The organism is Azospirillum sp. BE72 (assembly GCF_031455875.1).
In the GTDB taxonomy this organism is placed as follows: domain Bacteria; phylum Pseudomonadota; class Alphaproteobacteria; order Azospirillales; family Azospirillaceae; genus Azospirillum.
The window spans coordinates 44857-69121 of sequence record NZ_JAVDTO010000021.1; the positions used below are offsets into that span (position 1 = coordinate 44857).

Below are 24265 nucleotides of genomic sequence, written 5' to 3' on the forward strand. Positions count from 1 at the left end.
CCGCCATCATGCCGCCCCGTCTGACCATACTCGTTCCGACCTATGGGCGCGCGGAGTTCCTGCGCGGTCTGCTGGCCCGGTTGGGGACGCAGATCGCCCGGCTTCCCGCCGGAACGGTCGAGCTGCTGGTCAGCGACAACCACTCCGCCGACCACACCCCCATGGTCCTGGCGGCGGCGGGGCGGTCTTTCCCATTCCTGCGCGTGGTTTCTCCTCCCAGGCACGTCCCATCGGCGGAGGAGAACCTGGCCTTCGCCCTGCCCTATTGCCGGGGGGAGCATGTCTGGCCGTTCGGCGACGACGACGAGCCGGAGGACGGGGCTATCGCGCGCGTCCTCGATCTTCTCGCCGCACACCGGCCGGATGTTCTCGTCCTCAATCCGCGCCTGATCGCGGCGGACGGCGCGCCGATCCGCGACCGCGCGGTGAAGATGCGTCAGCCGGTCCTGGACTGGCCCTTCGACAGGCTGGTCGCCGCCATCGGCTTCAAGGGGCTTGCCGCCTGCTTCACCGCCATGGTGATGGCGCGCGCCCCGCTGGACGCCGCCGATTGGGCCGGACACCTGAAACGCTCGCCGATCTACGCCCACGTCGCGCTGTTCCTGGACGCCTTCCGGGACCGGCGTTGCGTGATGGTGGACGAACCGCTGGTGTCGGCGCGCCAGGGCGGCACCGGGATGGAGGAGTTCCGGCGCTTCGCCGCGGTGGCCGAGGTGCCGCTGCTCCACCCGTGGGTGGGCGGCCTGCTGCGCCATCTTCACGCCCTGACCGTGCGCGGCATCGTGCCGCCCGACTTCCCCGGCCGGGTGGTCGAGCCGGAAGCCGACAGGCGCGTGCGCCTGCTGCCCTACATCCTGATCAAGGCATGCGAGCAGCTGTGCCTGTGGCTGGACGGCCGGCAGCCCTCCCAGTCATTGAGCGCGGAGGATGTCGACCTGCTCGGCACCGTGCTGGCCTCGGGGATCGGGGTGGAGCGGGAAACCGGGCGGCGGCTGTGCGAAACCGCTTCGGTCGTCGCGTCGCTCCTGCCGTCGCCGGTCCATCCCGGCCTCCCGGCCGCCCATGCGCTGGAGTTGCTGACGGCGGACGAACGGGCGGCGTTCGAAGCACCACTGGCCGGCTGGGCGCGGGACCGCATCGCTGCGGCAGTGGCCGCGCAGGACCCGCGGTCGCTGACCCGGACTGTGGACTATCGGGCGGCAGTCAGTCTTCTCGACATCCTGGGCGGCAACGGGCGGAACGCCGCGCCGGGCAAGGCCGAAACAGCTTCGACCCTTGCCGGACTTCTGGCAACGGTGCCGCCGGCGGTGGCCGCGATGGCCGCCGACGCTCTTGCGGCGGCGCTACGCCGTCGCACCGAAGGGCTGGCGGCAGGCATCGAGGCCCGCATCGATCCGGCGTTGCAGGCCGACGGCCGGTCGACCCGCGATGGCTACGAGATCCTGCCGCTGGGTGGCGTGGTGGTGGGGATTCGGGGCGACCATGTCCTGACGGCGTCCGACATCGACGATTTGGACTGCATCGATCCGGCCGGCTGCGGTTCCGCCATCCTGGTGGCCGACGGTGAAGCCGCCCTGTACAGGCAGATCGGGGAACAGCCCGCACCGGCCGATGCGCCGGACGCGGAACTCTTCCTCGGCTACCGCCTGTCGCTCTGGCGCGGCCGGCATGTGGCCGTTCCGGTGGATCGCGGTACGGCCGGCGATGGAAATGACGGTTCGCTGAGCATCGTCGGCGACCGGACGCGGCTGCGCGCCGCCGTGCTGGCGGCGCGGCGGGCCGCCGACCCCGCCTTCACCAGCATGGAGGACGCGCGCGCGCGCATCGCCGCCGCCTACCGGCCGGAGGAACTGCTGGGGGTCTTCGACGCCGAGTGGTATTGCGCCGCCAACCCCGGCGTCGAACCGCGGATGCGGCAGCTGGGATGCGACGCCCTGACCCATTTCTGCGTCGAGGGCAGCGCCTCTGGTCTCAGCCCCGGCATCTGGTTCGACGAAAGCTGGTACCGCACCGCGCATCCACTGGTGGCCCGCGGCATCGCCGAAGGGGCCTGGGACAGCGGCCTGCACCACTGGCTGGGTCTGGGGCGCGCGCTGGGACTGAGCCCGATCCTGTGGTTCGACGCCGACGGCTATTGCGCCGCCCATCCGGAGGTGATGACCGCCCTGTCTTCGGGGCAGGCTGCCTCCCCCCTCGACCATTACCGGACGGTCGGTGCGGCGCGGGGCTGGCGGCCCTTCGACCTGTTCGACCCCGGCTGGTATGTCGAAACCTATCCGGACGCGGCGGCGGCGGTCGCGCTTGGGCAGAGTCCGCTGGAGCATTTCCTGCGCCATGGCCGGGCCGCCGGCTATGGCGTCGGTCCCGATTTCGACGACGGCCTCTATCTCGCCACGAACCCAGATGTGGCCGAGGCCATCGCCCGGGGCGTCGTCGTCGGCGCCTTGCAGCATTGGCTGCAGTTCGGCCGGCAGGAAGGCCGCCGCGGTGGCCGGGTGCCGCGTCTGGCCCGGCTTCGCCGGCGTGCCGCGACGAACCCGTCGGGCAACCGTTCCGATCCTGGTCCCCATGGAGCAGGAGCGGGCAGGACATGAGCATTCCCACCCCCTCCCCCTTCCCGATCCCCGCCCTGCACCCGTCGGTCGCCGGCGCGCTTGCCGGACAGGAGCGGCCGGTCGTCGTCATCGGCGGCGGCGGATGGATGGGGCAGGCCGTCCTGCACATGATCGGCGGCAGCGCGGAGAGCGGCGATCTGCTGTCGCGGGTGCATGTGTTCGGGTCGGCGGCGCGGACGATGCCGCTCCCGGGCGGCCGGTCCGTCGCGGTGCGCCCGCTGTCCGAACTCGGCGGCCTGCGGGTGGAGGCGCCGCTGGTGTTCCACCTCGCCTTTCTGACCAAGGACAAGGTCGACGGCCTGTCGCCGGACGCTTATGAGCGCGGCAATACCGCCATCACCGATGCGGTCGCAGGCTGGCTGGAGACGGTGCATCCGGCCGGTCTGGTCCTGCCTTCCTCCGGCGCCGTGTACGGAGCCATGGGGAACGCGGCTGGCGCCAACCCCTACGGCGCGCTGAAGCTGAAGGATGAAGAGCGCTTCGCCGCCCTGGCGGCGCGCCGGGGATTCCGGGTGGCGATCGGGCGGGTGTTCAACCTGTCCGGCCCCTTCATGAACAAGCTGTCCCTTTATGCGCTGGGGTCGATCCTGGCTGCGCTGATCGACGGCCGGCCGGTGGTCCTGCGGGCCCCCCACCACGTCGTCCGCGCCTACACCCATGTCGGCGACGCCCTGAACCTGATGATCACCGAGGCCCTGGAGCCGGGTGCCGGGGCCAGCCTGTTCGACGTGGCCGGGCTGGAACCGGTCGAGGTCGGGGAGTTGGCGCGGCGCTGTGCCGCCCTGCTTGGCCGGGCGGACATCCCGATCGAACGACCGCCCCACGATCCTGGGCGGGAAGACCGCTATCTGGGCGATCCGGCCCCATGGCGGCGGCTGGCCGACCGGCACGGGATCGCGCTGCGTCCGCTGGATGCGCAGATCCTGGACACCGCCGCCTATGTCGCGGCGCTGCCGCCCGACGAAAGGCGTGCAGCATGATCGACGACCGCACCGCCGGTCGTCTGACCGGTCCTTTGAACGAGGTGCTGAAGGCCATCCCCGATCCGCAACGGGGACTGCCGGAACCGGTGTTCGATTTCGCCCTGAAAATCACGCCGATGGTCAACGTCGATCTGCTCGTTCGCGACGGTGAAGGCCGCAGTCTGCTCAGTTGGCGCGAGGACGACTGGGGCCGCGGATGGCACATCCCCGGCAGCATCATCCGCGTCAACGAACCGGTGGCCCGGCGCATCGCCGCCTGTGCCGAGGCTGAACTGACCGCGACGGTGGAGGCGGACGGCCCCCCCCTGGCGATGACGGAATTCCGCACCGCCCGCGGCCATTTCTTTTCGCTTCTCTTCCTATGCCGGCTGACCGGCCCGATCCGGAACGCCGCTCTTCTTGATCAGTCGCCTCCCCGTCCCGGCGCCCTCGCCTGGCATCGGGGGGTGCCGGACCGGCTGTATCCGGCACACACAGTCTATGACCCTTGGTTGTCGGGTTCCGAGCTTCCGCCCGGACCGGTTTTCCGTTTCATCCCCTGAATTTCCGGAACAAGCCATCATGGCTCCCCGTCTGACGATCCTGGTACCGACCTTCCAACGCGCGTACTTCGTAAACTTCGTTCTCAATCGATTGATCGAGAGCGTTGCCTACGCCCAGGCGGACGATGTCGAGATCCTGGTGTCGGACAACCGATCCACCGACGGTACCCAGGAGATCGTCGCCGGGTTCGTCGACCGGCACGACTTCGTCCGCTATTATCGCCAGCCCGAGCATTACGCCTCGGGTGAGGAGAACATCTTCACGGCACTGCCGCAGTGCCGGGGCGAGTTCGTCTGGACCTTCTCGGACGACGACATCCCGGAGATTACCGCAGTTGCCGAGATCCTGAAGGTCCTGGACCGCAAGCGCCACGACTTCATCCTGATGAACCCGCGGCTGGTGTCCACCAGCGGCGAGACGCTGGCCGAATCCATCGTCCCGATGAGCCGGCCGGAACTGGAATTGTCGATCCGCGATCTGATCTCGCAGCTGGGCATGATCAACCTGTCCTGCTGCTTTTCGGCGGTGGTGTTCCGGCGCTCTTGCCTGGAGGCGGTCGACTGGCGCGCCTACATGGAGCGGTCGCCGATCTACTCGCACGTCGTCATGTATTGCGAGGCCTTCAAGGACCGGTCCTGCCTGTTCCTGTCGAAGCCGCTGCTGCGCTACCGCATCGCCGGCACCGAGGAGGACGCGTGGAAGACCCGCTCGGCCCTGCTGAAGAAACCGTTGCGCTTCCCCTGGTCGGTCGGCCTGGTCCGGCTGCTCCGACATGCCCAGGAACGCGGAGCCCTGCCCCCCGACTTCCTGCATGGCGTGGTGGAGCGCGACCTCGAAGGCTGTTTCCTGCTGAATGAGTATGTGCTGTGGCAGCTGACCGACCAGATCCTGGTCTGGATCGAGAGCGGCCGGGATTACGAGGCGGTGACGACCGACGACATCGCCGCCTACATGGCCGTGTACGGCACCGGCGAGCAGCCGATGCTGGACTCGCTGTACAAGCTCCGCGCCGCGGTCCAGCTGTGGAGCGCCGCCGCCCCGTCGACGGCCAAGGCGGGCGGGGCGGGCGGGGCGGCGACGGTCGGCGCCGTTCTCGACATGATGCCGCCCGAACTCTCCGCACGGGCCAGAGCCCAGATCCGGGCCGGGATCGAGCGGATCGTCGCCGAGGTCCGCCAGTGGCTGGACGCCCGCAAGGTGGTGCGGCGCCTGGGGACGCAGGACGAATACACGCTGTATCGGGTCGTCAACCGCCATGTCGCCGTCCACCGCATGCTCGACGGCATCAACCTGACCGCGGTCGATCTTAGGGAAGCGGCTCCGTATCTGCTAGTCGCCAAGTCCCTGGCCGAGCTTCAGTTGCGCCTTCCGCAGCAGGCCGGCGCCGGTGCCGGCGATGAGCATGACGGATACCGGCTGGTGAAGCGGACATCGGACTGGGTCGCCGTGCAGGCGGGACTGGACGGGCTGGACGCCAGGGCGTTGCCGGCGATCGAATGCCCGCCGCTGTTCTACATCGCCGGCGACCGGGAGTCCCTGCGCGCCCGCATCGGCAGCAGCATCGAACGGAACCGGCTGGCCGCGATCGACGCGGAGACGCTGAAGCGGGAACGCAGCAAGCCGGTGGACGCCGCCGCCCTGACGGCCGAAGCCGCTTCCTATTTCGACGAGGCCTGGTACCTGGAGCATTACCCGGACATCCGCGCCGGTATCGCCGCAAAGCGCTGGAAGGACGGGCTATCGCACTTTCTGCAGGAAGGGGTAATGAAGGGCTGCAACCCCTCGCCCTTCTTCGACGAGGCCTCGTACCGCCACCTCTACCCGGCGGTGTCCCAGCTGGTCGCCGCCGGCGGCTGGGCATCGTCCTTCGTCTTCTGGCTCCATGTCGGCCGGCGCTGTGGCTTCCCGCCATCCTGCTTCTTCGACGAGGCCTGGTACCGCGCCCGCCACCCGGATGTCGCCACCCAGGTTGCCTCCGGCGAGCTGCGCAGCGGGTTCGACCATTATCTGCAGTCCGGCTGGCGCGAAGGGCGCCAGCCCGCCGACAGCTTCGACCCGGTCTTCTACTTGAACGCCGCCAGACACGCCGGCCTCCTGGCCGACGGTGCCGCCCCCGTCGACCCCTTCCGCCATTACCTGGCAGTGGGCCAGCGGCGCGGGCTGTCGCCCGGCCCGCTGTTCAACGAGCAGGGCTATCTGGCACGCAACGGGGACGTCGCCGAAGCGGTCGCAGCCGGACATTACCGCAGCGGCTTCCATCACTGGCTGGTCTGCGGCCGGACCGAAGGCAGGCCGTCGGCCAGGCAGGACCTTTCATGAGCGTGCAACGTCGCGATCCATCAAGCCGCACGAGCAGACAGGCCACACCGATGACGCCCCCTCTCCTGTCCATTCAAATTCCCGCGCTGGACGTCGGCTCCATGTTGCGCAGCCGCCTTCAGGAGATCAGGAAGACGGTCGAGTTGTACGGCGACGTCATCGAACTGGTCGTCATCGTCCCGGCCGGATCCGACAGTCCCGAAACGACCATCGCGGCATTCGGGGACACGCTGCCGCGCCTTCGGATCCACAGGCTCGACAACCCGTATCTCACCCTGGACGAGATGCTGTTCGCCGCGCTGCCGGCCTGCGGCGGCCTCTACACGATGGGGCTGCATCCGGTCGACGTCATCGATCCGCTCGCCCTGGGGGCGGTGCTCCGCCATCTGCTTGCCGACACGCACGACCTGATCGCCATCAACTGCCCGATCGTCACCGAAACAGGGCGGACGCTGGTGTCGCGCTTCGCAGGCACCCTTCCCGAGAAGATGGAGACGAACGGCGCCGTACTGGTGCACCGCTTGGGCTTCACCGGCCTCGTGCACCAGATCAGCACGCTGATCTTCAAGACCGAGCCGGTGCGGAGCGTCGACTGGCAGAGCTATTACAGCCTGTCGGAGGTGTATTTCCGCGCCGCGGTCCTGGTCGAGGCCCTGGGTTCGCGGCCGGCGATGCTGCGTGCCGGGAACGCCGTTTCGGTGATCGACAACCCGATGCGCCACAGCAGCGTTCTCAGCCCGCAGTTGATCGCGAAGCGACTGGACAAGCCCAAGCTGTTCTATTGGGCGGTCGGCATTCCTCTGCTGGTCGGCGAGCTGATCCGCCGCGGCGCCGTCCCGCAGGACTATCTGAACGGCCTGACCGAACAGTTCCCGGAGACCAGCTACAAGCAGACCGACCACATCCTGCACAAGCTCGCCGAGCAGCTGCGGAACTGGATCGAGAGCCGCGACGCGACGCAGGCCGTGAACGCTGCGGCCCTGAAGGCCTTGGCCGACGTCTATGCCGACCTGCCGCCGCTCTATCTCGGTCTGCTGGCGAAGTTCGAGCGACTGCTGCCGCTGATCGAAGACTACACCGACTACTTCTCGATGGCCTACCGGGCGCGTTCCAACATCGAGCGGCCAAACCCCCTGCTGCCCTTGGGCGCGCTGAAGGCAGAGGAACGGGCCGGCCTGGAAACGCTGATGCGGGACTGGCTTCTCGGCGAATGCGGCAATCTTTCCAGCATGCTGAGCGAGGCAGGCTGAGGCCGCAGCACTGAAGAGGATTGGGGAAGAAGGCACGGGGCGGGTTTCCGCAACCCGGATTTTGAGGCGGCGGTTCCCGACCGGGAGCGCCGAGGGAAGCCGCGCCGGGCTGGCGGCGACGTTGCAGTATTGAATGTGGTGAGGGGGCTATGGTCAGAAAAGCAGTGATTCTCGCGGGTGGCATGGGCACCCGCCTTGCCGAAGAAACGGAATTTCGGCCGAAGCCGCTGGTGGAGATCGGTGGCCGTCCGATCCTGTGGCACATCATGAAGATATATTCCAGCTTCGGCATCAACGAGTTTATCATCTGCCTTGGATACAAAGGCTACGCCATCAAGGAATATTTCGCCAATTACTACCTTCACATGGCTGATGTTACCTTCGACCTTGCCGACAACAGCATGGAGGTTCATCGCGGCCGCGCTGAGAGCTGGAAGGTCACCCTGGTCGATACCGGCCTGGAGACGATGACCGGCGGCCGGGTGCGCCGGGTGCGCGACTATATCGGCAACGAGCCGTTCTGCCTGACGTATGGCGACGGCGTCGCCGATGTGGATGTCGGCCGCCTGATCGAGCACCACATCACCAACCGCCGGCTCGCCACCGTCACCGCCGTACGTCCGCCCGGCCGCTTCGGTGCGCTGGAGATCGAGAACAGCCGGGTGTCCAACTTCCGCGAGAAGCCGCTGGGCGATGGCGGCTGGATCAATGGCGGCTTCTTCGTCATGGAGCCGGGCGCCATCGACTATATCGAGGCCGACCACCTCCCGCTGGAGAACGAGCCGCTGACCAACCTGGCTGCCGACCAGCAGCTCACCGCCTTCCATCACGACGGCTTCTGGCACCCGATGGACACCATCCGCGACCGCACGCATCTGGAAAAGCTGTGGGCGACCGGCGAAGCCCCGTGGAAGAGGTGGTGATGACCGACATCGTCACGTCCGGCACCGGAATGCCCGACCCGGCCTTCTGGTCCGGAAAGCGCGTGCTCGTCACCGGCCACACCGGCTTCAAGGGCGCCTGGCTGTCCTTGTGGCTGCTGCGGATGGGTGCCCGGGTGTCGGGCCTCGCGCTCGATCCGCCGACCGAGCCGAGCCTGTTCGCGCTTGCCGGCCTGGACCGGCGGATGGTCTCGCGCATCGGCGACATCCGCGACCCCGAGACCGTGTCCGCCGCCATCCGCGCGGCCGATCCGGAAATCCTCATCCACATGGCCGCGCAGCCGCTGGTGCGCCTGTCCTACGACGAGCCGGTGGGGACGTTCGCCACCAACGTCATGGGGACGATCCATGTGCTGGAGGCGGCACGGCGCAGCGCGAACCTGCGGTCCATCGTCGTCGTGACCAGCGACAAATGCTACGAGAACCGGGAATGGCCCTGGCCCTATCGCGAGACGGAGCCGATGGGCGGCCATGATCCGTACAGCGCCAGCAAGGGCTGCACCGAACTGGTGGCATCGGCCTGGCGCCGATCCTATTTCAGCCGGCCGGGCACGGCTGCGCTCGCTTCGGTGCGCGCGGGCAACGTCATCGGCGGCGGCGACTGGGCCGGCGACCGGCTGATCCCCGACTGCGTGCGTGCGCTGTCGGACGGCCGTCCGGTCGCCGTGCGCAACCCGCATGCCATCCGGCCCTGGCAGCATGTGCTGGAACCGCTGAGCGGCTATCTGCGGCTGGCGGAACGGCTGGACACCGACCCGGCGGCCCACGCCGAGGGCTGGAACTTTGGCCCGGCCGACAGCGACGCCCGCCCGGTATCCTGGGTGGTGTCGCGGGTGGTCGAACGCTGGGGTGACGGCGCATCCTGGGTGCTGGACGGCGGCGACCACCCGCACGAGGCCAGCTACCTGCGGGTGGACTCCTCCAAGTCGCGCATGCGCTTGGGATGGGAGCCGCGCCTGGATCTGAGCGGCTGCCTGGACTGGACGGTCGAATGGTTCCAGCGCAGGCAGGCCGGCGAAGGTGCCGCCGAGATCACGCTCGACCAGATCGCCCGCTACGAGGCAGGCGACCGGTAGAAAGCGCACCGACGGCGAATCCCGGACGGGAACCCGTGGGAGGGGCATACAGGGAGGCGGAGGGCGAAAAGGGCGCCCCGATGCCTCCCCTCTCCTTCCACCAACTCTCTGCTCATCCGCCGCCATGTAAAGCTGTCAAATAATTCACCAGCACGCCTGTTTGGATCAAACACGGAACACCAAAATCTCATGTGCTGGAACGCCGGTGATTATGAATTTCGTTACGGGTCGCTGGCTGAAGGATTGTGCCCTTGCGATTGTTCCGCTTATGAATTAGCACCATTCGAGACGATTTCTGCTGGGATACGAGGTGGTCTCTTATGGAAGCAAGCACTTTAGTCGGCGATTGGACAGTTTGTGTCGGAAGCCTCCACACACCCGTTCGCAAAGTCGGTCTGACGGATGTGTTCTCGGTACGCAGCCTCCATGGTGCGGAAGCATCGTGGAAGCTGATCGGCACCGATCTGCTTTTCATCGATAGAAGCCAGACGATCCTGTCGATCTTCGACATCTCCACCCTGCACACGGGCGTCCTCAAGGGAAGGGTCGCCCAGCTCGGCTTCTCCGACAGTCCGATCTGGCTGGTCCGCGGGACGCAGGCCGGCGTCCCGATGACGGAATCGCCGCTTCCCATCCACGCCGGTCCCCTGCCCGCCTCGGTCACGACGCCCGAGGGGTTCCCGGATGCCTATCGGGGCACCCAGGATTTCTCGGTCGTCCTTCACGACGGCAAGCCGTCCGTGGCGCGTCCGCCACTTCCCGAAAGCCTCAATTTCGGCACCAGTCCCGACGCCGCGAAGTTCGAACTCTGCCTCAGCCGGGCTTCGACGACCGGCTATCCGCCCACTCCGGCATTCTTCACCGTGCTCAATGATTGCTGGATCGTGGACGGCATGATCGTGGTGACGCGGGACGGCCATGTGCTGCACGAGACGACCCAGTTCCCAGGGCTGGAACCGCTGTGGGACACGGACTACCACCTGCTCGGCTCCAAGATCACCGCGCTCGAGCAGATGGTGTCGGTCACCAGCCATCGTCCGACCACGACGCTCGAGATGCCGGTCTTCCTGTTCAGCACCCTGAAGCTGGGCTATGGCCACTGGCTGGGCCAGTCGGTGACCAACTGGGTCTTCCTGGACTGGATCCGCGAGGCGGCACCCGAGATCGCCGACCAGCTGGCTCTCGGCATCAACGGCGGCGTCGCCAACGAAGATTTCCGGCTCATCTCGCTGCAGCTGCTGGGGGTCGACAACCCGGTTCTGCCGATCCCCAAGGGCATCGTCCACTGCAAGAAGCTGATCGTCCCCTCTTTCCACCGGTCACACAGCCATCACTGGTCCGGCATGGGCAAGCCGTTCCAGGTCATGGGGAAGAACGCCCTGCGGATGCTCAAGGAGCCGCCGAAGCCGGGGCGCATCTACGCGTCGCGGCGCGGTCAGCTCCGCAGCTTCACGGAAGATGCCAAAATCGAAGCGGTGCTGCACAAGCACGGCTTCTCCTCGCTGATCGGTGGAACCGTCTCCTTTGTGGAACAGGTGGCCACCTATGCCATGGCGGACGCCGTCTTCGGCATCTACGGCAGCAACATGTGCAACATTTCATTCTGCCCGAAGGACAGCGTCACCATCGAAGTGTTCGACGAGATGCACCATGATCCGTTCTGGGAATACTATCTCGCGAACGCAAGCGACCTCAGATACTGCTACATCATCACGGCGGTATCTCCCGAACTGAAAGACCGGGGCTTTCAGGAAAGGACGACGGATCTCCCCCCCGATATTCTCGACGAATTGCTCAGCAAGATTCTGTGACCGGGCAGGAGCGTATGGACCACACAAGCTCGACGGGCAACCAGCCGTTGCCACAGAACGCAAGGCCGGTGGTGATCGCCGGAGCCAACGGCTTCGTCGGTTCCCATCTGGCCCGCGGCCTCGCCGCCATGGGGCACCAAGTCATCGCCCTCGTGCGTCCGAACGGCGCCCTGGAGCGGCTGCTGACGCCGGCCATCGGGAACCCGTTCCGGGGGACCGTCATCCGCACCGATTACTCCGCCGACCATCTCAAGGCGACCTTTGCCGAGATCAAGCCCCGGGTCATCATCAACGCCGTCGGCTATGGCCTGGATCCGACCCATCGCAACCTTGAGCTCGGCTTTCAAACCAACATCCGGATCGCGCTCGACATCGTCGACTGCGCCTCCGGCGTGAACGCCGACGTGGTGCATATCGGAAGCGCCTACGAATACGCCGCCTCCAACGCCCCCATCGACGAATATCTGCCGATCAACCCCGAATCCTTCTACGGGACGATGAAGGCGTCGGCGTCGCTTCTGCTGAGGGTCAAGGCGCGGGAACTCGGGCTGCGTCTGCTGATCGTGCGTCCCTTCGGGATCTACGGTCCGCTGGAGGCCGAGAACAAGTTCATCCCCGCGGTGATCCGCGCCTGCCTCAGCCGCAAGCCGATGAACTGCTCCAACGGCAGCAAGATCCGGGACTACACCTATATCGACGATGTCGTGGATGGTTTCGCACGGATCATCAACTCGAACACCGACTGGCCGGAGGTGGTCAATCTGGGGTCGGGCTATCCGATCCGCCTGCGCTACATCGTCGAACGGATCTGCGCCATCATGGACGTCCGGTCCGATCTCTTCATCTGGGGCGAGATGCCGGCCCGGCTGGGCGATCCTCCTCGCATGGTCGCAGACATCCGGACCATGGAACGGTTGTTCGAATGGAGCCCGCGAACCAAGCTGGACGTCGGTCTCCAGAAGACCATCGAGTCCATCCGGAACGTCTGAGGCCGACGTCTCCGGTCCGTGACCGGCGCCGTCGGAGGGCCACGGTTCCCACTCTTGCCACGCCTTGGCAAAGCGGCTTGCCTTGACAAGGCCATTCCCCGCCCATACCAAGGCCGGCCAGTGACCCGCCCACTTACATCCGGACGTCTGCCATGAGCGTAACGCCGTCTCCCGACGCCCGCCCGCCTGCCGTTACGGCATCCGGGGACGATGCCGTCCACACCGGGTCGGCTGACCGCTTCGGTTACGAGTGGGGGCGCTATGCCGAACTGAAGGGCATCTACGAGGAGCAGTTCCGGCGCTGGACGCCCTTCATGGCGCCGGAGGACTGGCGCGGCCTGACCTTCGTCGACGTCGGCTGCGGCATGGGGCGCAACAGCCACTGGCCGATGAGCTATGGCGCGGCCGGCGGGCTGGCCATCGACATCGACGAGCGCAGCCTGACGTCCGCCCGCACCACGCTGGCGCGGCATCCGGCGATGGAGGTGCGCCGCCAGAGCGCCTATGAGCTGAACGAAGAGGAGCGCTTCGACCTCGCCTTCTCCATCGGCGTCATCCACCATCTCGCATATCCGGAGAGGGCGCTCGCCAACATGGTGCGCGCGGTGAAGCCGGGCGGGCGGGTGATGATCTGGGTCTATGGCCGCGAGAACAACGGCTGGATCGTCCGTTTCGCCGACCCGCTGCGCAAAGCGCTGTTCAGCCGCCTGCCGATCGGGCTGGTGCATGCGCTGTCGCTGCCGCCGACCGCCGTGCTGTGGCTGGCGCTGCGGCTGGGGTTGGACCGGCTGGAATATTTCCGCCTGATCCGCCGCTTCGACTTCGCGCATCTGCGCTCCATTGTCTTCGACCAGATGCTGCCGAAGATCGCCAACTACTGGCGCCGCGACGAGGTGGAGGCGCTGATGAAGGATGCCGGGCTGGAGGATGTCCGGCTTGCCTGGGTCAACGAGATATCCTGGGCCGCCATCGGCCGGAAGCCGCAGGGGTAAGGCGGAATGAAGCCGGAGGAAGAGAGCGGCGGAGGCAGCCCTTTATTGCCCCCAGCCGCGCTGTTGGGGTAAGAAACCGCGGTTCCGTGCGGCGGGTCCTCCGCGCAGCAGGGCCTTGGGCGCGTGTTGCAAGCCAGGCATCGGGCCGAAGCGTTGGGGGTTGCCATTTCCGAGTTCTCATCGGCCTTCATCGAGGCCTTCAACGGCGGTGCCGTCCTGTTCCAGGCCGGTCGCTTCGACGAGGCGGCCGAGACCTTCCGCCGGCTGGCCGACGAGCGTCCCGACATCGCCAACCTGCACGGCAATCTCGGCCTGTCGTTGCGGGCGGCCGGGAGGCCGGACGAGGCGATGGAGCCGCTGCGCCAGGCGCTGCGCCTGCGCCCCGCCTATCCGGACGTGCTGAACGCGCTGGGCAACATCTTGCTCGACCGGCGCAACCTGGACCATGCGCTGATCGCCTTCCGCGAACTGGCGCGGCTGAAGCCGGACTATCCGGGCGCGCTGCTGACGCTCGGCAACCTGTTCATGTTCACCGGGGAGGGCGAGCGGGCGCGTGCCGTTTACCGGCTGTCGCTCACCGTCGAGCCGGACGTGGCCGTCAACTACAACAACCTGGGTGCCGTCAGCCTCAGCCTAGGCCGCCCGCCCGAAGCGGCGCTGAACTACCGGCGTGCGCTCGCCATCGACGTCGGCAAGCCGGAATACCGCAAGAATCTCGGTACCTGTCTGCTGATGGCCGGCGATTATTCTAACGGCACCGTCGCCTATGAAGGCCGGCTGGAACAGCCGGTCTGGCGCAAGCGCAACATGCCCGGCATCCTGTGGCAGGGCCAGCCGCTGGAGGGCCGGACCCTGCTTGTTCATTTCGAACAGGGGCTGGGCGATTCCTTCCAGTACATCCGCTATGCCGGTGTGCTGAAGCGGATGGGCGCGCGGGTGCTGTACGAATGCCAGCCGGCGCTGAAGCGCGTGCTGTCGACTGCGCCTGACCTGGACGGGCTGTTCGCCTTCGGCGAGCCGCTGCCCGCCTACGATTACCACATCTCGCTGATGAGCCTGATGCACCGGCTGGGCACCACGCCGGACACCGTTCCCGGCGGCGTGCCCTATATCCGGGCCGAACCGGAACTGGCGGCCCGCTGGGCGGAGCGGCTGGACCGGCTGGAGGGCGGCAAGCGTCCGGCCTTGCGCATCGGCATCAACTGGCACGGCAACGAGACCGGCAAGTCGATCCCGCTGGAGTGCTTCGAGGCGATGGGACGGCTGCCCGGCGTGCGGCTCTACAGCCTGCAGAAGGTGTCGGGCCTGGACCATCTGGAGCGGCTGCGCGACCGGGTGGCGGTGACGGAACTGGGGGCGGATTTCGACGCCGGGCCGGATGCCTTCCTCGACACCGCCGCGGTGATGGCGAACCTGGATCTGATCATCACCTGCGACACCTCGGTCTGCCATCTCGCCGGCGCCATGGGGCGGCCGACCTGGGTGGTGCTGAAGTGGTTCGCCGATTGGCGCTGGATGCGCGACCGGCTCGACAGCCCCTGGTATCCGACCATGCGCCTGTTCCGTCAGGCGAAGTCCAATGACTGGGCCGAAGTGATGACCAGGGTGACGGCGGACGTGACGGCCGAGGTCGCTGCAAAGGCCGCCGGGGGGATGCCGCGATGACGCTGAACGAGGCGGTGCGACTGGCGCTGGAGCATTTCCGCGCCGGCCGGATGGCGGAGGCCGAAGGGCTGTGCAGGGCCATCCTGCAGGCCGCTCCCGGAACGGGCGAGGTCGCCCAGCTTCTGGGCGTGACGGTGATGATGCAGAATCGTCCGCAGGAAGCGGAAACGATCCTGCGCCAGTCGATCGCCATGCGACCCGATCTGGCCGACAGCCACGGCAATCTCGGCACCGTACTGCAGTCGCTGGGCCGCATGGGCGAGTCCCTGGCGGCGCACGACCGTTGCGTCCAGCTGTCGCCAGTCACGCCGGAGGCCTACGTCAACCGCGGCTCCGCCCGCTTGACGCTGGGCGACCGCAACGGGGCGGCGACCGATTTCGCCCGCGCGCTCCGGCTGAGGCCGATCGACGCTCTCGCCGCCGCCAACCTGGGCGTGGCCCTGCGCGAGAGTCATCGCGTTGCCGAGGCCGACCGCGCGCTGCGCAGGGCACTGGTCGTCGAGCCCAGCCATGCCGAGGCGATGCTGGGCCATGCCCACACCCTGCGCGAGCTGGGCCGGCTGACCGAGGCGAAGACCGCCTACACCCGCGCGGTGGCGCTGTCCCCGGCCAAGACCGAGGCGCTGTGCTATCACCTGTACCTGATGCAGACGCTGTGCGACTGGGACGACTATGACCGGCTCTGCGCACGGGTGGCGGAGATCATCGACCAGGACGGCGGCATCGTCATCCCGCTGGCCACCCTGTCCATCGATACCGGCCCGGCCCAGCAGGACCGCTCCGCCCGCCTGTTCTTTGACCGGGTGGTCAAGCGTGCCGCCCCCGCCCCCTTGCAGGCGCGGGTTCCATCGCCCAGCGGGCGGCTGCGCATCGCCTATGTCTCCGCCGATTTCCACGAGCACGCCACCGCCTTCCTGGCGGCCGAACTGTTCGAACTGCACGACCGCGAGCGGTTCGAGGTGCTGGCCTATTCCTACGGCCCGGACGACGGCAGCGCGATGCGCCAGCGGCTGGTGACGGCCTTCGACCGCTTCCGCGACATCCGCAGCGTGCCGCTGGACGCCGTTGCCCGCTGCATGGCCGACGACGGCGTCGACATCATGATCGACCTGAAGGGCTACACGAAGCAGACCAGGCTCGACCTGCTGTCGCGCCGGCTGGCGCCGGTCGAGGTGAGTTATCTGGGATACCCCGGCACCATCGGCTGCCCGCACATGGATTACGTGATCGGCGACCGCTTCGTCACCCCGCCGGAACACCAGCCTTTCTATGCCGAGCGGCTGGTACTGCTGCCGGACGCCTACCAGATCAACGACCGCCGCCGCCCGTTGCCCGATGACATTCCGTCGCGTGCCGATTGCGGTCTGCCGGAGGACGGCGTCGTCTTCGCCGCCTTCAACACCGCCTACAAGATCAGCCCGACCATGTTCGCCTTGTGGATGCGCATCCTGAAGCGCGTGCCGGGTTCGGTGCTGTGGCTGTTCGAAGCCAACCCCCTGGCTGCCGGCAATCTGAAGGCCGCGGCCAAGGCCCAGGGAGTCGATCCCGTCCGGCTGGTCTTCGCCCCGCCCCGTCCGCTGGCCGACCACATCGCCCGCTACCGCATCGCCGACTTGGCGCTCGACACCCTGCCCTACACAGGCCACACCACCACCAGCGACGCATTGTGGGCGGGCTGTCCGGTGGTGACCTGCCTGGGCGGGACCTTCGCCTCGCGGGTGGCCGCCAGCCTGCTGAACGCGGCCGGCCTGCCCGACACGGTGACGCAGTCGCTGGCCGACTACGAGGAACTGGCGGTGGCGCTCGCCGGCGATCCCGCCGGGCGGGCGGGCCTTCGTAAGCGGCTGGAGGAAGGACGGATGACGGCTCCGCTGTTCGACAGCCGCCGTTTCACCCGGCATCTGGAGAAAGCCTATCAGGGCATGTGGGGTCTGCATGCCTCCGGCCGGCCGCCTCAGGGATTCAGAGTGCTGCCCGATCCGATTACAGGAACGTAACGGAGCGGGAATCCTCTATTCCGAGTATGGTCTTCACGCTATTGTGCGCAAGAGACGGCCCAGACCCGTGCACGTTCAATCTTGCGACGCAGTTCTGATTTGCAATACCGATTATTCACAATCAAACCTCTTCTTCACTCCGACCCAAAATGGCGGCGGGAAGAATGCCCCGCCTCCATCGCCCCGGGTGACGCCGGTTGGTCCCCGTGCCATGCGCGGTGGACCGCATGAGCGGGTCTCCGGCCGATGTCGCCACCGATACCGCCACCTACCAGGGCCGGCTGGAATTCATCACCACCGGCAAGGTCTATGGCTGGCTCCACAACCAGACCCACCCCGCGGAGGAGTGCCTGGTCGACCTCTATGTCGACGGACGCTTCCTGGGCACCCATGCCTGCAACGAACACCATGAAGCCTTGAGCCAGTTGCCTGGGCGGAACGGCTTCCTGGTCTTCAACATTCCCCTGCCTGTCGGTCTGCTGTCGGCGGAAAACTGCATCGTGGACGTCCGCATCCACGGGACGGGAATGTCGATCCCGAATTCGCCCATCGTCACCAACCTCCATCGTGCGCTGATCGATACCGCGCTGTCCGGGATGACACCCGAACGGCGGACGCTGTGCCTGAACGCGCTCTCCGAAACGATGAGCCAGACCCGCCGCGGGCGGGACCGCATGGAGGATCCGCGGCTGGTCCGGCCGGCCGCGGGGTTCGAAGACGCCGAGGTCACGGTCGGCGCCTTCCTGGCGCACCAGCTCTATCGGCTGGAGGAGGCGCGGAACTTCCATCTGCGCAGCGCAGCCGACCTGACCCGCTTTCTGGTTCTCCACGCCGAACATTTCAATCTGGCCGACCATGCCTGGTGCCCGCTGCCGGCGGACGTCCAGGCCTATCTGGCGTCGGGATGGAAGGACAGGACGGGAGCGTTCCGCTCGCATCTGTTCACCGCCTACCGGGCCGAAACCGGACATGGTGAAACCGGATACGGGGAGACTGGACCGGTCGACGCGGACACGCTGTGCGACATGGTCCATTGGATGTTCGGCAAGGCGCGCCTGCCGAAAGGCGCTTTCGCTCCCGAGCATGTGGATTTCCTGAACGCGCCCGACGACGCCGGAGAGCACAAGCTGCTTTCCCGTCTTTACGCCGGAATGCATTCCCGGGACACCGCCCTCTGCGCCACGCTCAACCCGAGCAACGAAAAGGCGCTGTTTCCAGTCATTCTGCTCATTTCGCTGTGGCTGATCCGCTGGAACCTGGACGATCTTTTCCTGACGCCGGCGGTGCGCGACCTTCTGGGCACCCGGATCCGGCATGGGGACAAGGTGCTGAGCGGGCTGGCTTACTTCTACGCCTGCCTGGGCGTGCCGGCGCCGGAGACCGTCACCCTGGACGAACTGCGCCGGAGGCAGTGCGCGCCGGCGATGCGGCGGTCGCCGCGGGCCGAGCACGGCAAGGGCGTCAATCTGTTCGGCTATTTCGACGGCGGCACCGGCATCAGCCGCAACGCCCTGTTTTCGCGCGACATCCTGCAGGACGCCGGCTTCGGCGTGGCCATGCCGCTGATGGCGGTCCCGAGCCGGCATGCCGGCGAGGAGCTGTACCCGGTCAACCTGATTCATTTCGGGATTCTCGGAACTCCCGGGGACATGGTGAATTACGGGCTGGAGCGGTTCGCCGGCGCCTACAACATCGGTTTCTTCCTGTGGGAAACCAGCACGCTGCCAAGATCGGCCGGGCTGACGCTGGATATGATGGACGAGGTGTGGACCCTGTCCAGCTTCTGCGCAGAGGCCCTGGCCGCGCAGTTCGACGGGCCGATCCATGTCGTGCCGAACTGCGTGGACGAACGGGTGCTGTGCGGCACCAAGCCGGCCGAAAAACCGGCCGGGCAGCCTTTCACCTTCTATTTCTGCTTCGACGCCCGCAGCTGGTACACGCGCAAGAACCCGCTGGCCGTGGCCCGCGCTTTCCAGCGCGCATTTCCGAATGGAGAGCCGGTGCGGCTTCTCCTGGGCATCCGCTACCGCCAGACCAGCCGGACGGTCGCCGACCTCGCTCACAAGCTCGATCTCGACCATCTCATCCGCTCAGACCGGCGCATCGTCGTGCATGACCGGGATCTGTCCTACACCGACTCCCTGGCGGCGATGCGGCAGTGCGACTGTTACGTGTCGCTGCATCGCGCTGAGGGCTTTGGTTACACGATGGCGGAGGCGATGATGCTGGGCAAGCCGGTGATCGCCTCGCGCTACTCGGCCAACCTCGACTACATGACCGACGAGACTGCCTTCCTGGTCGATGGGCGGGAGCGCTACCTGGAGGTCGACGAGTATATCGACGTCACTCCCGGCGCCCGATGGTTCGAGCCCGACATCGATGCGGCGGCCGCGGCAATGCGGCGGGTGTGGAACGACCGGGACGAGGCCGGGCGCCGGGCAAGCGCCGGAGCGGCCTTCGTCCGCCGCGCGTTCTCGCGGCCGAGGCTCCAGGCGCTCTATGCCGAGCGGCTGGAAGTCATCTACCGGGAACGGTCGCAGCGCATGGCGCGTCCGGCTGCCGGAGAGCCAGCCCGGCGTTATACCAGCGGTCATTGAAGATGACCGCTGGTATCCGCGCCGACTGGCGCGGCGGCGGCCCATGCCGCCGAAGCTTTTGATCCTGACAAGTCAGGATCAAAAGCCGCTAGTATTAGAGTGCGACCGGATGAAGCGGAATTGCTTGAAGCGATCGCATCCTTAATAGGCGAGACGTGAGAAAGGCGCCGCCATGCGGGCGAAGTTCCGGTTGTGGTAGGGGTCGTCCAGCATGTCCCCCCACTCCTCCCGCATCCGGCGCAGGTCGTTCTGGTGGACGTCGCGCGACGACTGGCCATAGAGGTAGCCGCGGGTCTTTGACTCGTAATGGTACAGGCACACCTCGGGATCGTAGACGACCCGCAAACCGGTCTTCCTGACCGCCAGGCAATAGACGATGTCGTTCCAGTTGACCGGACGGGAGGGGTCGAAGCCCTGGACCGCCTCGAAGGTCGAGCGCCGCGTGACCAGGCAGGCGCCGGTCACCGCCGCGGCGGAGCGCATGATCAGGTTGCGACCGAGATAGCCGCCGTCGTCGCTGCGGGCGCCCAGGGCTTCGTGGACGGCCCCCTGCTCCCGGCTGGTGACGACGCCGCCATGCTGGACGCTGCCGTCGCGGTACAGCAGGCGGGCGCCGACCACGCCGACCTCCGGCAGTGCCAGCGTGGCCACCGCCCGGCGCAGCCAGTCGTTGCTGGCGGCGACGGTGTCGTCGTTGAGGAAGGCCAGGACCTCGCCCTGCGCCATCGAAGCGGCGAGGTTGTTCATCACCGCCCAGTTGAAGGCGCCCTGATAGGGCATCACCTCGATACCGCGCTGGGTCCGCATCGCCTCTAGCAGGCCGACACTGTCGGGATCCTCGTTCTGATGGTCGATGACGATGATCTGCATCGGCGCCCGGTAGTCCTGCCGGACACGCAGCAGGGAGTCGAGGCAGTTCCGCAACAGGACCGGAGAATTGCGCGTCGGAACGATCACGCTGACCGATGGCAGGGCGGACGGACGCACGTCGATAGCACAGGGCTCGACCAGGGTGCGGGAGTCCGGATCGGTTGTGCCGCTGAGGATCTGGAGGGGGCGCACCACCGCTTCCAAGCCGTTGCGCTGGACCCAGCTCCGCACCGCCCCGACATTGCCGGACAGCAGCCGGGGCACAGCGAACCCGGCATGGAACCCTAGAGTCTTGCGGACCGTATACAGGATCGAAGAGATGTGGCGAATGTCCGCATGGGCGATGCAATCGGCCAAGCGTAGGGACAGATCATGCAGGTCGCCGGGCGGCGTGCCGTTTTCAAGGGCGAAGACCTTCAGCATGGCCTCTGATGACAATGCCACCATGGGACCGAGGCAGTCGTAGGCCAGCAGCGTGACGGGGTCGAAGTCCGGTTTGAAAACTGGAATGACCTCGCCGTCGCGCCCGTTCTGGCGGTCGATCTCCACGTCATGGTCGCTGTATGCCACATGGGCCGACGCCAGAGCGGCCAGGAAGACCGCCAAGGCGTCCTCCCGCAATGCGCCTCCGCCTTCGACGACCAGATGGCCGCCGGCATCCCGCAGGCGCGGATGGGTAGTGATCAGACGCGGAAGCTCCCCGGCCGAAGCCCGGACCGCCTGCCCGCCGTCACGGAGCGGGGCGAGCAGCGCGGCCAGTTCGCTGTTGGGGGGCGGCTCGTCCGGGGTCAGGACAGTGAGAGTCCAGGCCGGATGGGACTGGCGGCCCAAGGATGCAATCAGTTGCCGTAGTGGTGCGCAATCGTCGGCCGGCACCATGACGACGACATTCACGACGCTGGCGGCGGCACTTGCCTGCAGCCGCTCCGCACCTGTGTCGGGGCCGCGCCTGTTGCTCTCCAACAATCCCTCCGCCCGCAACGCGGCATAGGCGTCGAGCGTGGGAGCGATGCGGCTGACGGCATGGGGCAGATGCTGCTCGATGTTGCCGATCGCCTGCTTGATCCCCTTCAGCATGGCCAGGATCTGGCTGATGTCGCCGATGCTCTCCTGCAGATTGGTCTTGATGTAGATGTCCGAGCCGAAGGGCTTCTTCGAATGGGCGTCGCGGACGCTCAGATACGTGCCCCGCGACGTCAGGTCGTCGTGAAGAGCCGGAATCCGGAAGCTGAACCCATGCTCGCCTCGGCCGCCGATGCGTTCGGCGAGGCCGGGCACGAAGTGCATGCAGTGGGCCACGCCGATGAAACGGCTGCCCAGGAACAGCTCCAACACGATCCGCTCGTTGAAGTCCTGCGGATTGGCGCACCAGCCGGAGATCTGTCCGCTGCCGCCATCGGCGATCTCACCGATCAGCTGCCGGGTGGCGACGAGTTCGACCGTGGCGATCCTCTCGGCGATCCGGGCGCTCCGCCACCATTCCAGGACCTGCGGCGGCAGGAATCCCGTGAAATCGGGGTCGCGCAGCATGGTGAGGATCCAGAAGCGCCATGACCGGCTGGCGGACAGGGCATTCCGGGAAGCGCCGGTCAGCGGGACGGTGCCCGACGCCCATCGAGCCAGCCCTTCGTCCATCTGCGGTGCGAGTTCCGCGTGCGGCAGGCTGCTGCCGTCGGCCAGCCGGTTGACGACGTTCGAAATGAATTCGCCGCGCAAAAGGAAATAGCTGATGAATTCGCCCGGACGGCAGTCGGCGGCGGCAAGCAGTTCCTGGCTGTTGGCTGGATAGCGCCCGAGGAACAGGCGGTATCCGTTGACGGCATCGTCCAGCGTCGTGCGGCGGCTCGTGTCTTGCGCATGGTTCTTGTCCAGCGTGTCGACTTGGCTTTCCGACCTGCCATCCATGCCCACACCCCTTCTGTGACGCGAACATGCCGCGCACGGCACTGCATTCAACGGCTTCCGGAAAGCAGTCACATGATGCAGACAAAAATCCGGCAAACCTTCCGCCTGCCGAATGAAAAAGAACGGCGGCTGGGTACGCGCTCTTTACATGCAGGCTTTCGGGGGTTTTACCGGCTGCCACCACTTTCGGGCAACCGATTTCGCGATGTCCGCTGAGACAAGTTATGTCCGGCAAATCATACCCCGAGGGAAGGGCGCAACCGGCTGAGGCCGGCGGCGGCCGGGAGAAGACCGATGCCGCCGACAAGTCATAGGAGTGACGTTGCGGGCTGTTGCCCGCAAACGGCCGGCGGCGGTCTCAGCCCATCGCCACCAGTTTTGGGTTCTTCTTCCACTCTTCCATGATGACCTGGGCCTTGTGCCTGTCCTCGCCGCTGAGGCCGGCTCCGAGTTCATGGGCTTTGCTTTCCAGCCCGTCTCGGTCGGGACCGGGCTGGGTGGCCGCAGCAGCCATGATATACCAGACATAAGCCTGGATCGGGTTGTAGGCCTTGCTGTCGCGATTGGCGTAGAGAGCGCCGAGATTGGTCATGGCGCCGGTGTGGCCCTGTGCCGCGGCCTTGCGCAGCCAATCCACGCCCTCGACCAGATCGGGCCGGCCGGCCCAGCCATGGGCCAGCATCAGGCCCAGATTGACCTGGGCTCCGACATTGCCCTGTGCGGCGGCCTTGCGGTACCACACCGCAGCCTCGGTATAGTCGGGGGCCCCCGCCAGCCCATTGGAATGGATCAGGCCAAGGTTGAACTGGGCGTTGACGTTGCCCTGCTCGGCCGACCGGCGGCACCATTTGAGGGTTTCGGCATAATCCTTGGGCACGCCATGGCCGCGGGCATAGAGCAGGCCCAGATTGACCTGGGCCACCGGATGCCCCTGCTCGGCCGCCTGACGGTACAGTTCCGCCGCCTTGGCCGGGTCGGCCTCCACCCCGCTGCCATGCTCATAGATGATGGCGAGCGCCAGCTGCGAATTGACGAAGCCCTGCTCGGCCGCGCGCTTGTACCAGGCGATCGCCTGCTCCATGTCGCGCTCCACCCCTTGGCCATTGGCGTAGAGGGAGGCAAGCGCATGCTGGGCGACGGCATAGTCCTGCTCGGCCGACTTGCGGTACCAGTCCGCGGCGGTGGCGTAATCCTGGGCGACACCCTGGCCGAAGGCGTGGAACAGGCCGAGATGATGTTGGGCCTCGGCATGGCCTCCTTCGGCCGCCTGACGGTACCAGTGCAGGGCCTGGGCGACATCCGGCCCGATGCCCAGCCCGTTTGGATAGAGCAGCGCCAAGTTCGCGTCGGCCGTGGGCGGGCTGGCCTTCGAGACGGTCTTGTACCAGCGGACCGGCAAGGCGTTGTCCTGTGCCGCTCCCTCGCCGTTGGCATAGCACAGACCGAGCGAGAACTGTGCTTCGGTATGCCCCTGCTCCGCCGCCTTGCGGAACCAGTGGGCGGCGTCGCCGAAATCGCGCACCACCCCCTGGCCGCGGGCATAGAGCTGGCCCATGCGGAACTGCGCCTCGGCATGGCCGCGCTCTGCCAGCGGCAGCCAGTCGGTGACGGCGGCTGCATAGTCGTTCGCCTCGAAAGCGGCGAGGCCGCGCTGGAAATCAGGCTTGCGGGAACCGGTGGATTTGCTTCGCTTCAGCAGCTTGCCGAACAAG

The 24265-nt window shown here is 66.9% G+C and carries 15 protein-coding genes; 13 read left to right on the top strand and 2 right to left on the bottom strand.

The genetic code is table 11. The features are described 5' to 3' along the window. Positions 1–8: 8 nt before the first annotated feature. The 13 genes from J2Y49_RS29155 to J2Y49_RS29215 all read left to right on the top strand — a co-directional run bounded on the left by J2Y49_RS29155 (position 9) and on the right by J2Y49_RS29215 (position 19778). The gene (locus J2Y49_RS29155) at positions 9–2594 is read left to right on the top strand and encodes a glycosyltransferase (protein ID WP_310119025.1); all 2586 of its coding nucleotides are present in this window, start codon (positions 9–11) and stop codon (positions 2592–2594) included. Next, a complete protein-coding gene (locus J2Y49_RS29160; protein WP_310119027.1) occupies positions 2591–3595 on the top strand; it encodes an NAD-dependent epimerase/dehydratase family protein in 1005 nt (334 codons plus the stop codon). Before J2Y49_RS29155 ends, J2Y49_RS29160 begins: the two co-directional genes overlap by 4 nt. After that, positions 3592–4140 (top strand): hypothetical protein, encoded by a 549-nt coding sequence (locus J2Y49_RS29165; protein ID WP_310119029.1) that lies wholly within the window; start codon positions 3592–3594, stop codon positions 4138–4140. The genes J2Y49_RS29160 and J2Y49_RS29165 overlap by 4 nt, the downstream gene beginning before the upstream one ends. A 19-nt stretch (positions 4141–4159) precedes the next feature. Beyond that, positions 4160–6460: a glycosyltransferase family 2 protein gene (locus tag J2Y49_RS29170; protein WP_310119031.1), complete on the top strand. Its 2301-nt coding sequence runs from the start codon at positions 4160–4162 to the stop codon at positions 6458–6460. Positions 6461–6510: 50 nt separating this feature from the next. Next, entirely contained in the window at positions 6511–7710 is a 1200-nt protein-coding gene (locus J2Y49_RS29175) for a hypothetical protein (protein ID WP_310119032.1), read from the top strand. Positions 7711–7859: 149 nt separating this feature from the next. Beyond that, positions 7860–8633 carry a glucose-1-phosphate cytidylyltransferase gene (rfbF, locus tag J2Y49_RS29180; RefSeq protein ID WP_310119033.1) on the top strand — a complete coding sequence of 258 codons (774 nt, stop codon included), beginning with the start codon at positions 7860–7862 and terminating at the stop codon, positions 8631–8633. After that, a complete protein-coding gene (gene rfbG / locus J2Y49_RS29185) occupies positions 8633–9727 on the top strand; it encodes a CDP-glucose 4,6-dehydratase (protein WP_310119034.1) in 1095 nt (364 codons plus the stop codon). The genes rfbF and rfbG overlap by 1 nt, the downstream gene beginning before the upstream one ends. Before the next feature lie 320 nt (positions 9728–10047). Then, positions 10048–11538 carry a glycosyltransferase family 61 protein gene (locus J2Y49_RS29190; protein ID WP_310119035.1) on the top strand — a complete coding sequence of 497 codons (1491 nt, stop codon included), beginning with the start codon at positions 10048–10050 and terminating at the stop codon, positions 11536–11538. Positions 11539–11552: 14 nt separating this feature from the next. Beyond that, on the top strand, positions 11553–12527 hold the full coding sequence (locus tag J2Y49_RS29195; protein WP_310119037.1) for an NAD(P)-dependent oxidoreductase: 975 nt from the start codon (positions 11553–11555) through the stop codon (positions 12525–12527). Between the two features lie 152 nt (positions 12528–12679). Beyond that, positions 12680–13519, top strand: a complete 840-nt coding sequence (locus J2Y49_RS29200) for a class I SAM-dependent methyltransferase (RefSeq protein ID WP_310119038.1) — start codon at positions 12680–12682, stop codon at positions 13517–13519. 123 nt (positions 13520–13642) lie between these two features. Continuing rightward, positions 13643–15184, top strand: a complete 1542-nt coding sequence (locus J2Y49_RS29205; RefSeq protein WP_310119039.1) for a tetratricopeptide repeat protein — start codon at positions 13643–13645, stop codon at positions 15182–15184. After that, positions 15181–17181 carry a tetratricopeptide repeat protein gene (locus J2Y49_RS29210; RefSeq protein WP_310119040.1) on the top strand — a complete coding sequence of 667 codons (2001 nt, stop codon included), beginning with the start codon at positions 15181–15183 and terminating at the stop codon, positions 17179–17181. The genes J2Y49_RS29205 and J2Y49_RS29210 overlap by 4 nt, the downstream gene beginning before the upstream one ends. A gap of 227 nt (positions 17182–17408) precedes the next feature. Next, positions 17409–19778, top strand: a complete 2370-nt coding sequence (locus J2Y49_RS29215; RefSeq protein WP_310119041.1) for a glycosyltransferase — start codon at positions 17409–17411, stop codon at positions 19776–19778. Between the two features lie 141 nt (positions 19779–19919). Here the strand turns inward: J2Y49_RS29215 and J2Y49_RS29220 are convergent, their stop codons facing one another. Continuing rightward, a complete protein-coding gene (locus J2Y49_RS29220; RefSeq protein WP_310119042.1) occupies positions 19920–22553 on the bottom strand; it encodes a glycosyltransferase in 2634 nt (877 codons plus the stop codon). Positions 22554–22911: 358 nt separating this feature from the next. Continuing rightward, the gene (locus tag J2Y49_RS29225; RefSeq protein ID WP_310119043.1) at positions 22912–24264 is read right to left on the bottom strand and encodes a hypothetical protein; all 1353 of its coding nucleotides are present in this window, start codon (positions 24262–24264) and stop codon (positions 22912–22914) included. Position 24265: the final 1 nt, after the last annotated feature.

Excerpts from the sequence above, each read along its gene's own strand:
- J2Y49_RS29155 (WP_310119025.1), top strand. The coding sequence starts at position 9 with ATGCCGCCCCGTCTGACCATACTCGTTCCGACCTATGGGCGCGCGGAG.
- J2Y49_RS29160 (WP_310119027.1), top strand. The coding sequence starts at position 2,591 with ATGAGCATTCCCACCCCCTCCCCCTTCCCGATCCCCGCCCTGCACCCG.
- J2Y49_RS29165 (WP_310119029.1), top strand. The coding sequence starts at position 3,592 with ATGATCGACGACCGCACCGCCGGTCGTCTGACCGGTCCTTTGAACGAG.
- J2Y49_RS29170 (WP_310119031.1), top strand. The coding sequence starts at position 4,160 with ATGGCTCCCCGTCTGACGATCCTGGTACCGACCTTCCAACGCGCGTAC.
- J2Y49_RS29175 (WP_310119032.1), top strand. The coding sequence starts at position 6,511 with ATGACGCCCCCTCTCCTGTCCATTCAAATTCCCGCGCTGGACGTCGGC.
- rfbF (WP_310119033.1), top strand. The coding sequence starts at position 7,860 with ATGGTCAGAAAAGCAGTGATTCTCGCGGGTGGCATGGGCACCCGCCTT.
- rfbG (WP_310119034.1), top strand. The coding sequence starts at position 8,633 with ATGACCGACATCGTCACGTCCGGCACCGGAATGCCCGACCCGGCCTTC.
- J2Y49_RS29190 (WP_310119035.1), top strand. The coding sequence starts at position 10,048 with ATGGAAGCAAGCACTTTAGTCGGCGATTGGACAGTTTGTGTCGGAAGC.
- J2Y49_RS29195 (WP_310119037.1), top strand. The coding sequence starts at position 11,553 with ATGGACCACACAAGCTCGACGGGCAACCAGCCGTTGCCACAGAACGCA.
- J2Y49_RS29200 (WP_310119038.1), top strand. The coding sequence starts at position 12,680 with ATGAGCGTAACGCCGTCTCCCGACGCCCGCCCGCCTGCCGTTACGGCA.
- J2Y49_RS29210 (WP_310119040.1), top strand. The coding sequence starts at position 15,181 with ATGACGCTGAACGAGGCGGTGCGACTGGCGCTGGAGCATTTCCGCGCC.
- J2Y49_RS29215 (WP_310119041.1), top strand. The coding sequence starts at position 17,409 with ATGAGCGGGTCTCCGGCCGATGTCGCCACCGATACCGCCACCTACCAG.
- J2Y49_RS29220 (WP_310119042.1), bottom strand. The coding sequence starts at position 22,553 with ATGGATGGCAGGTCGGAAAGCCAAGTCGACACGCTGGACAAGAACCAT.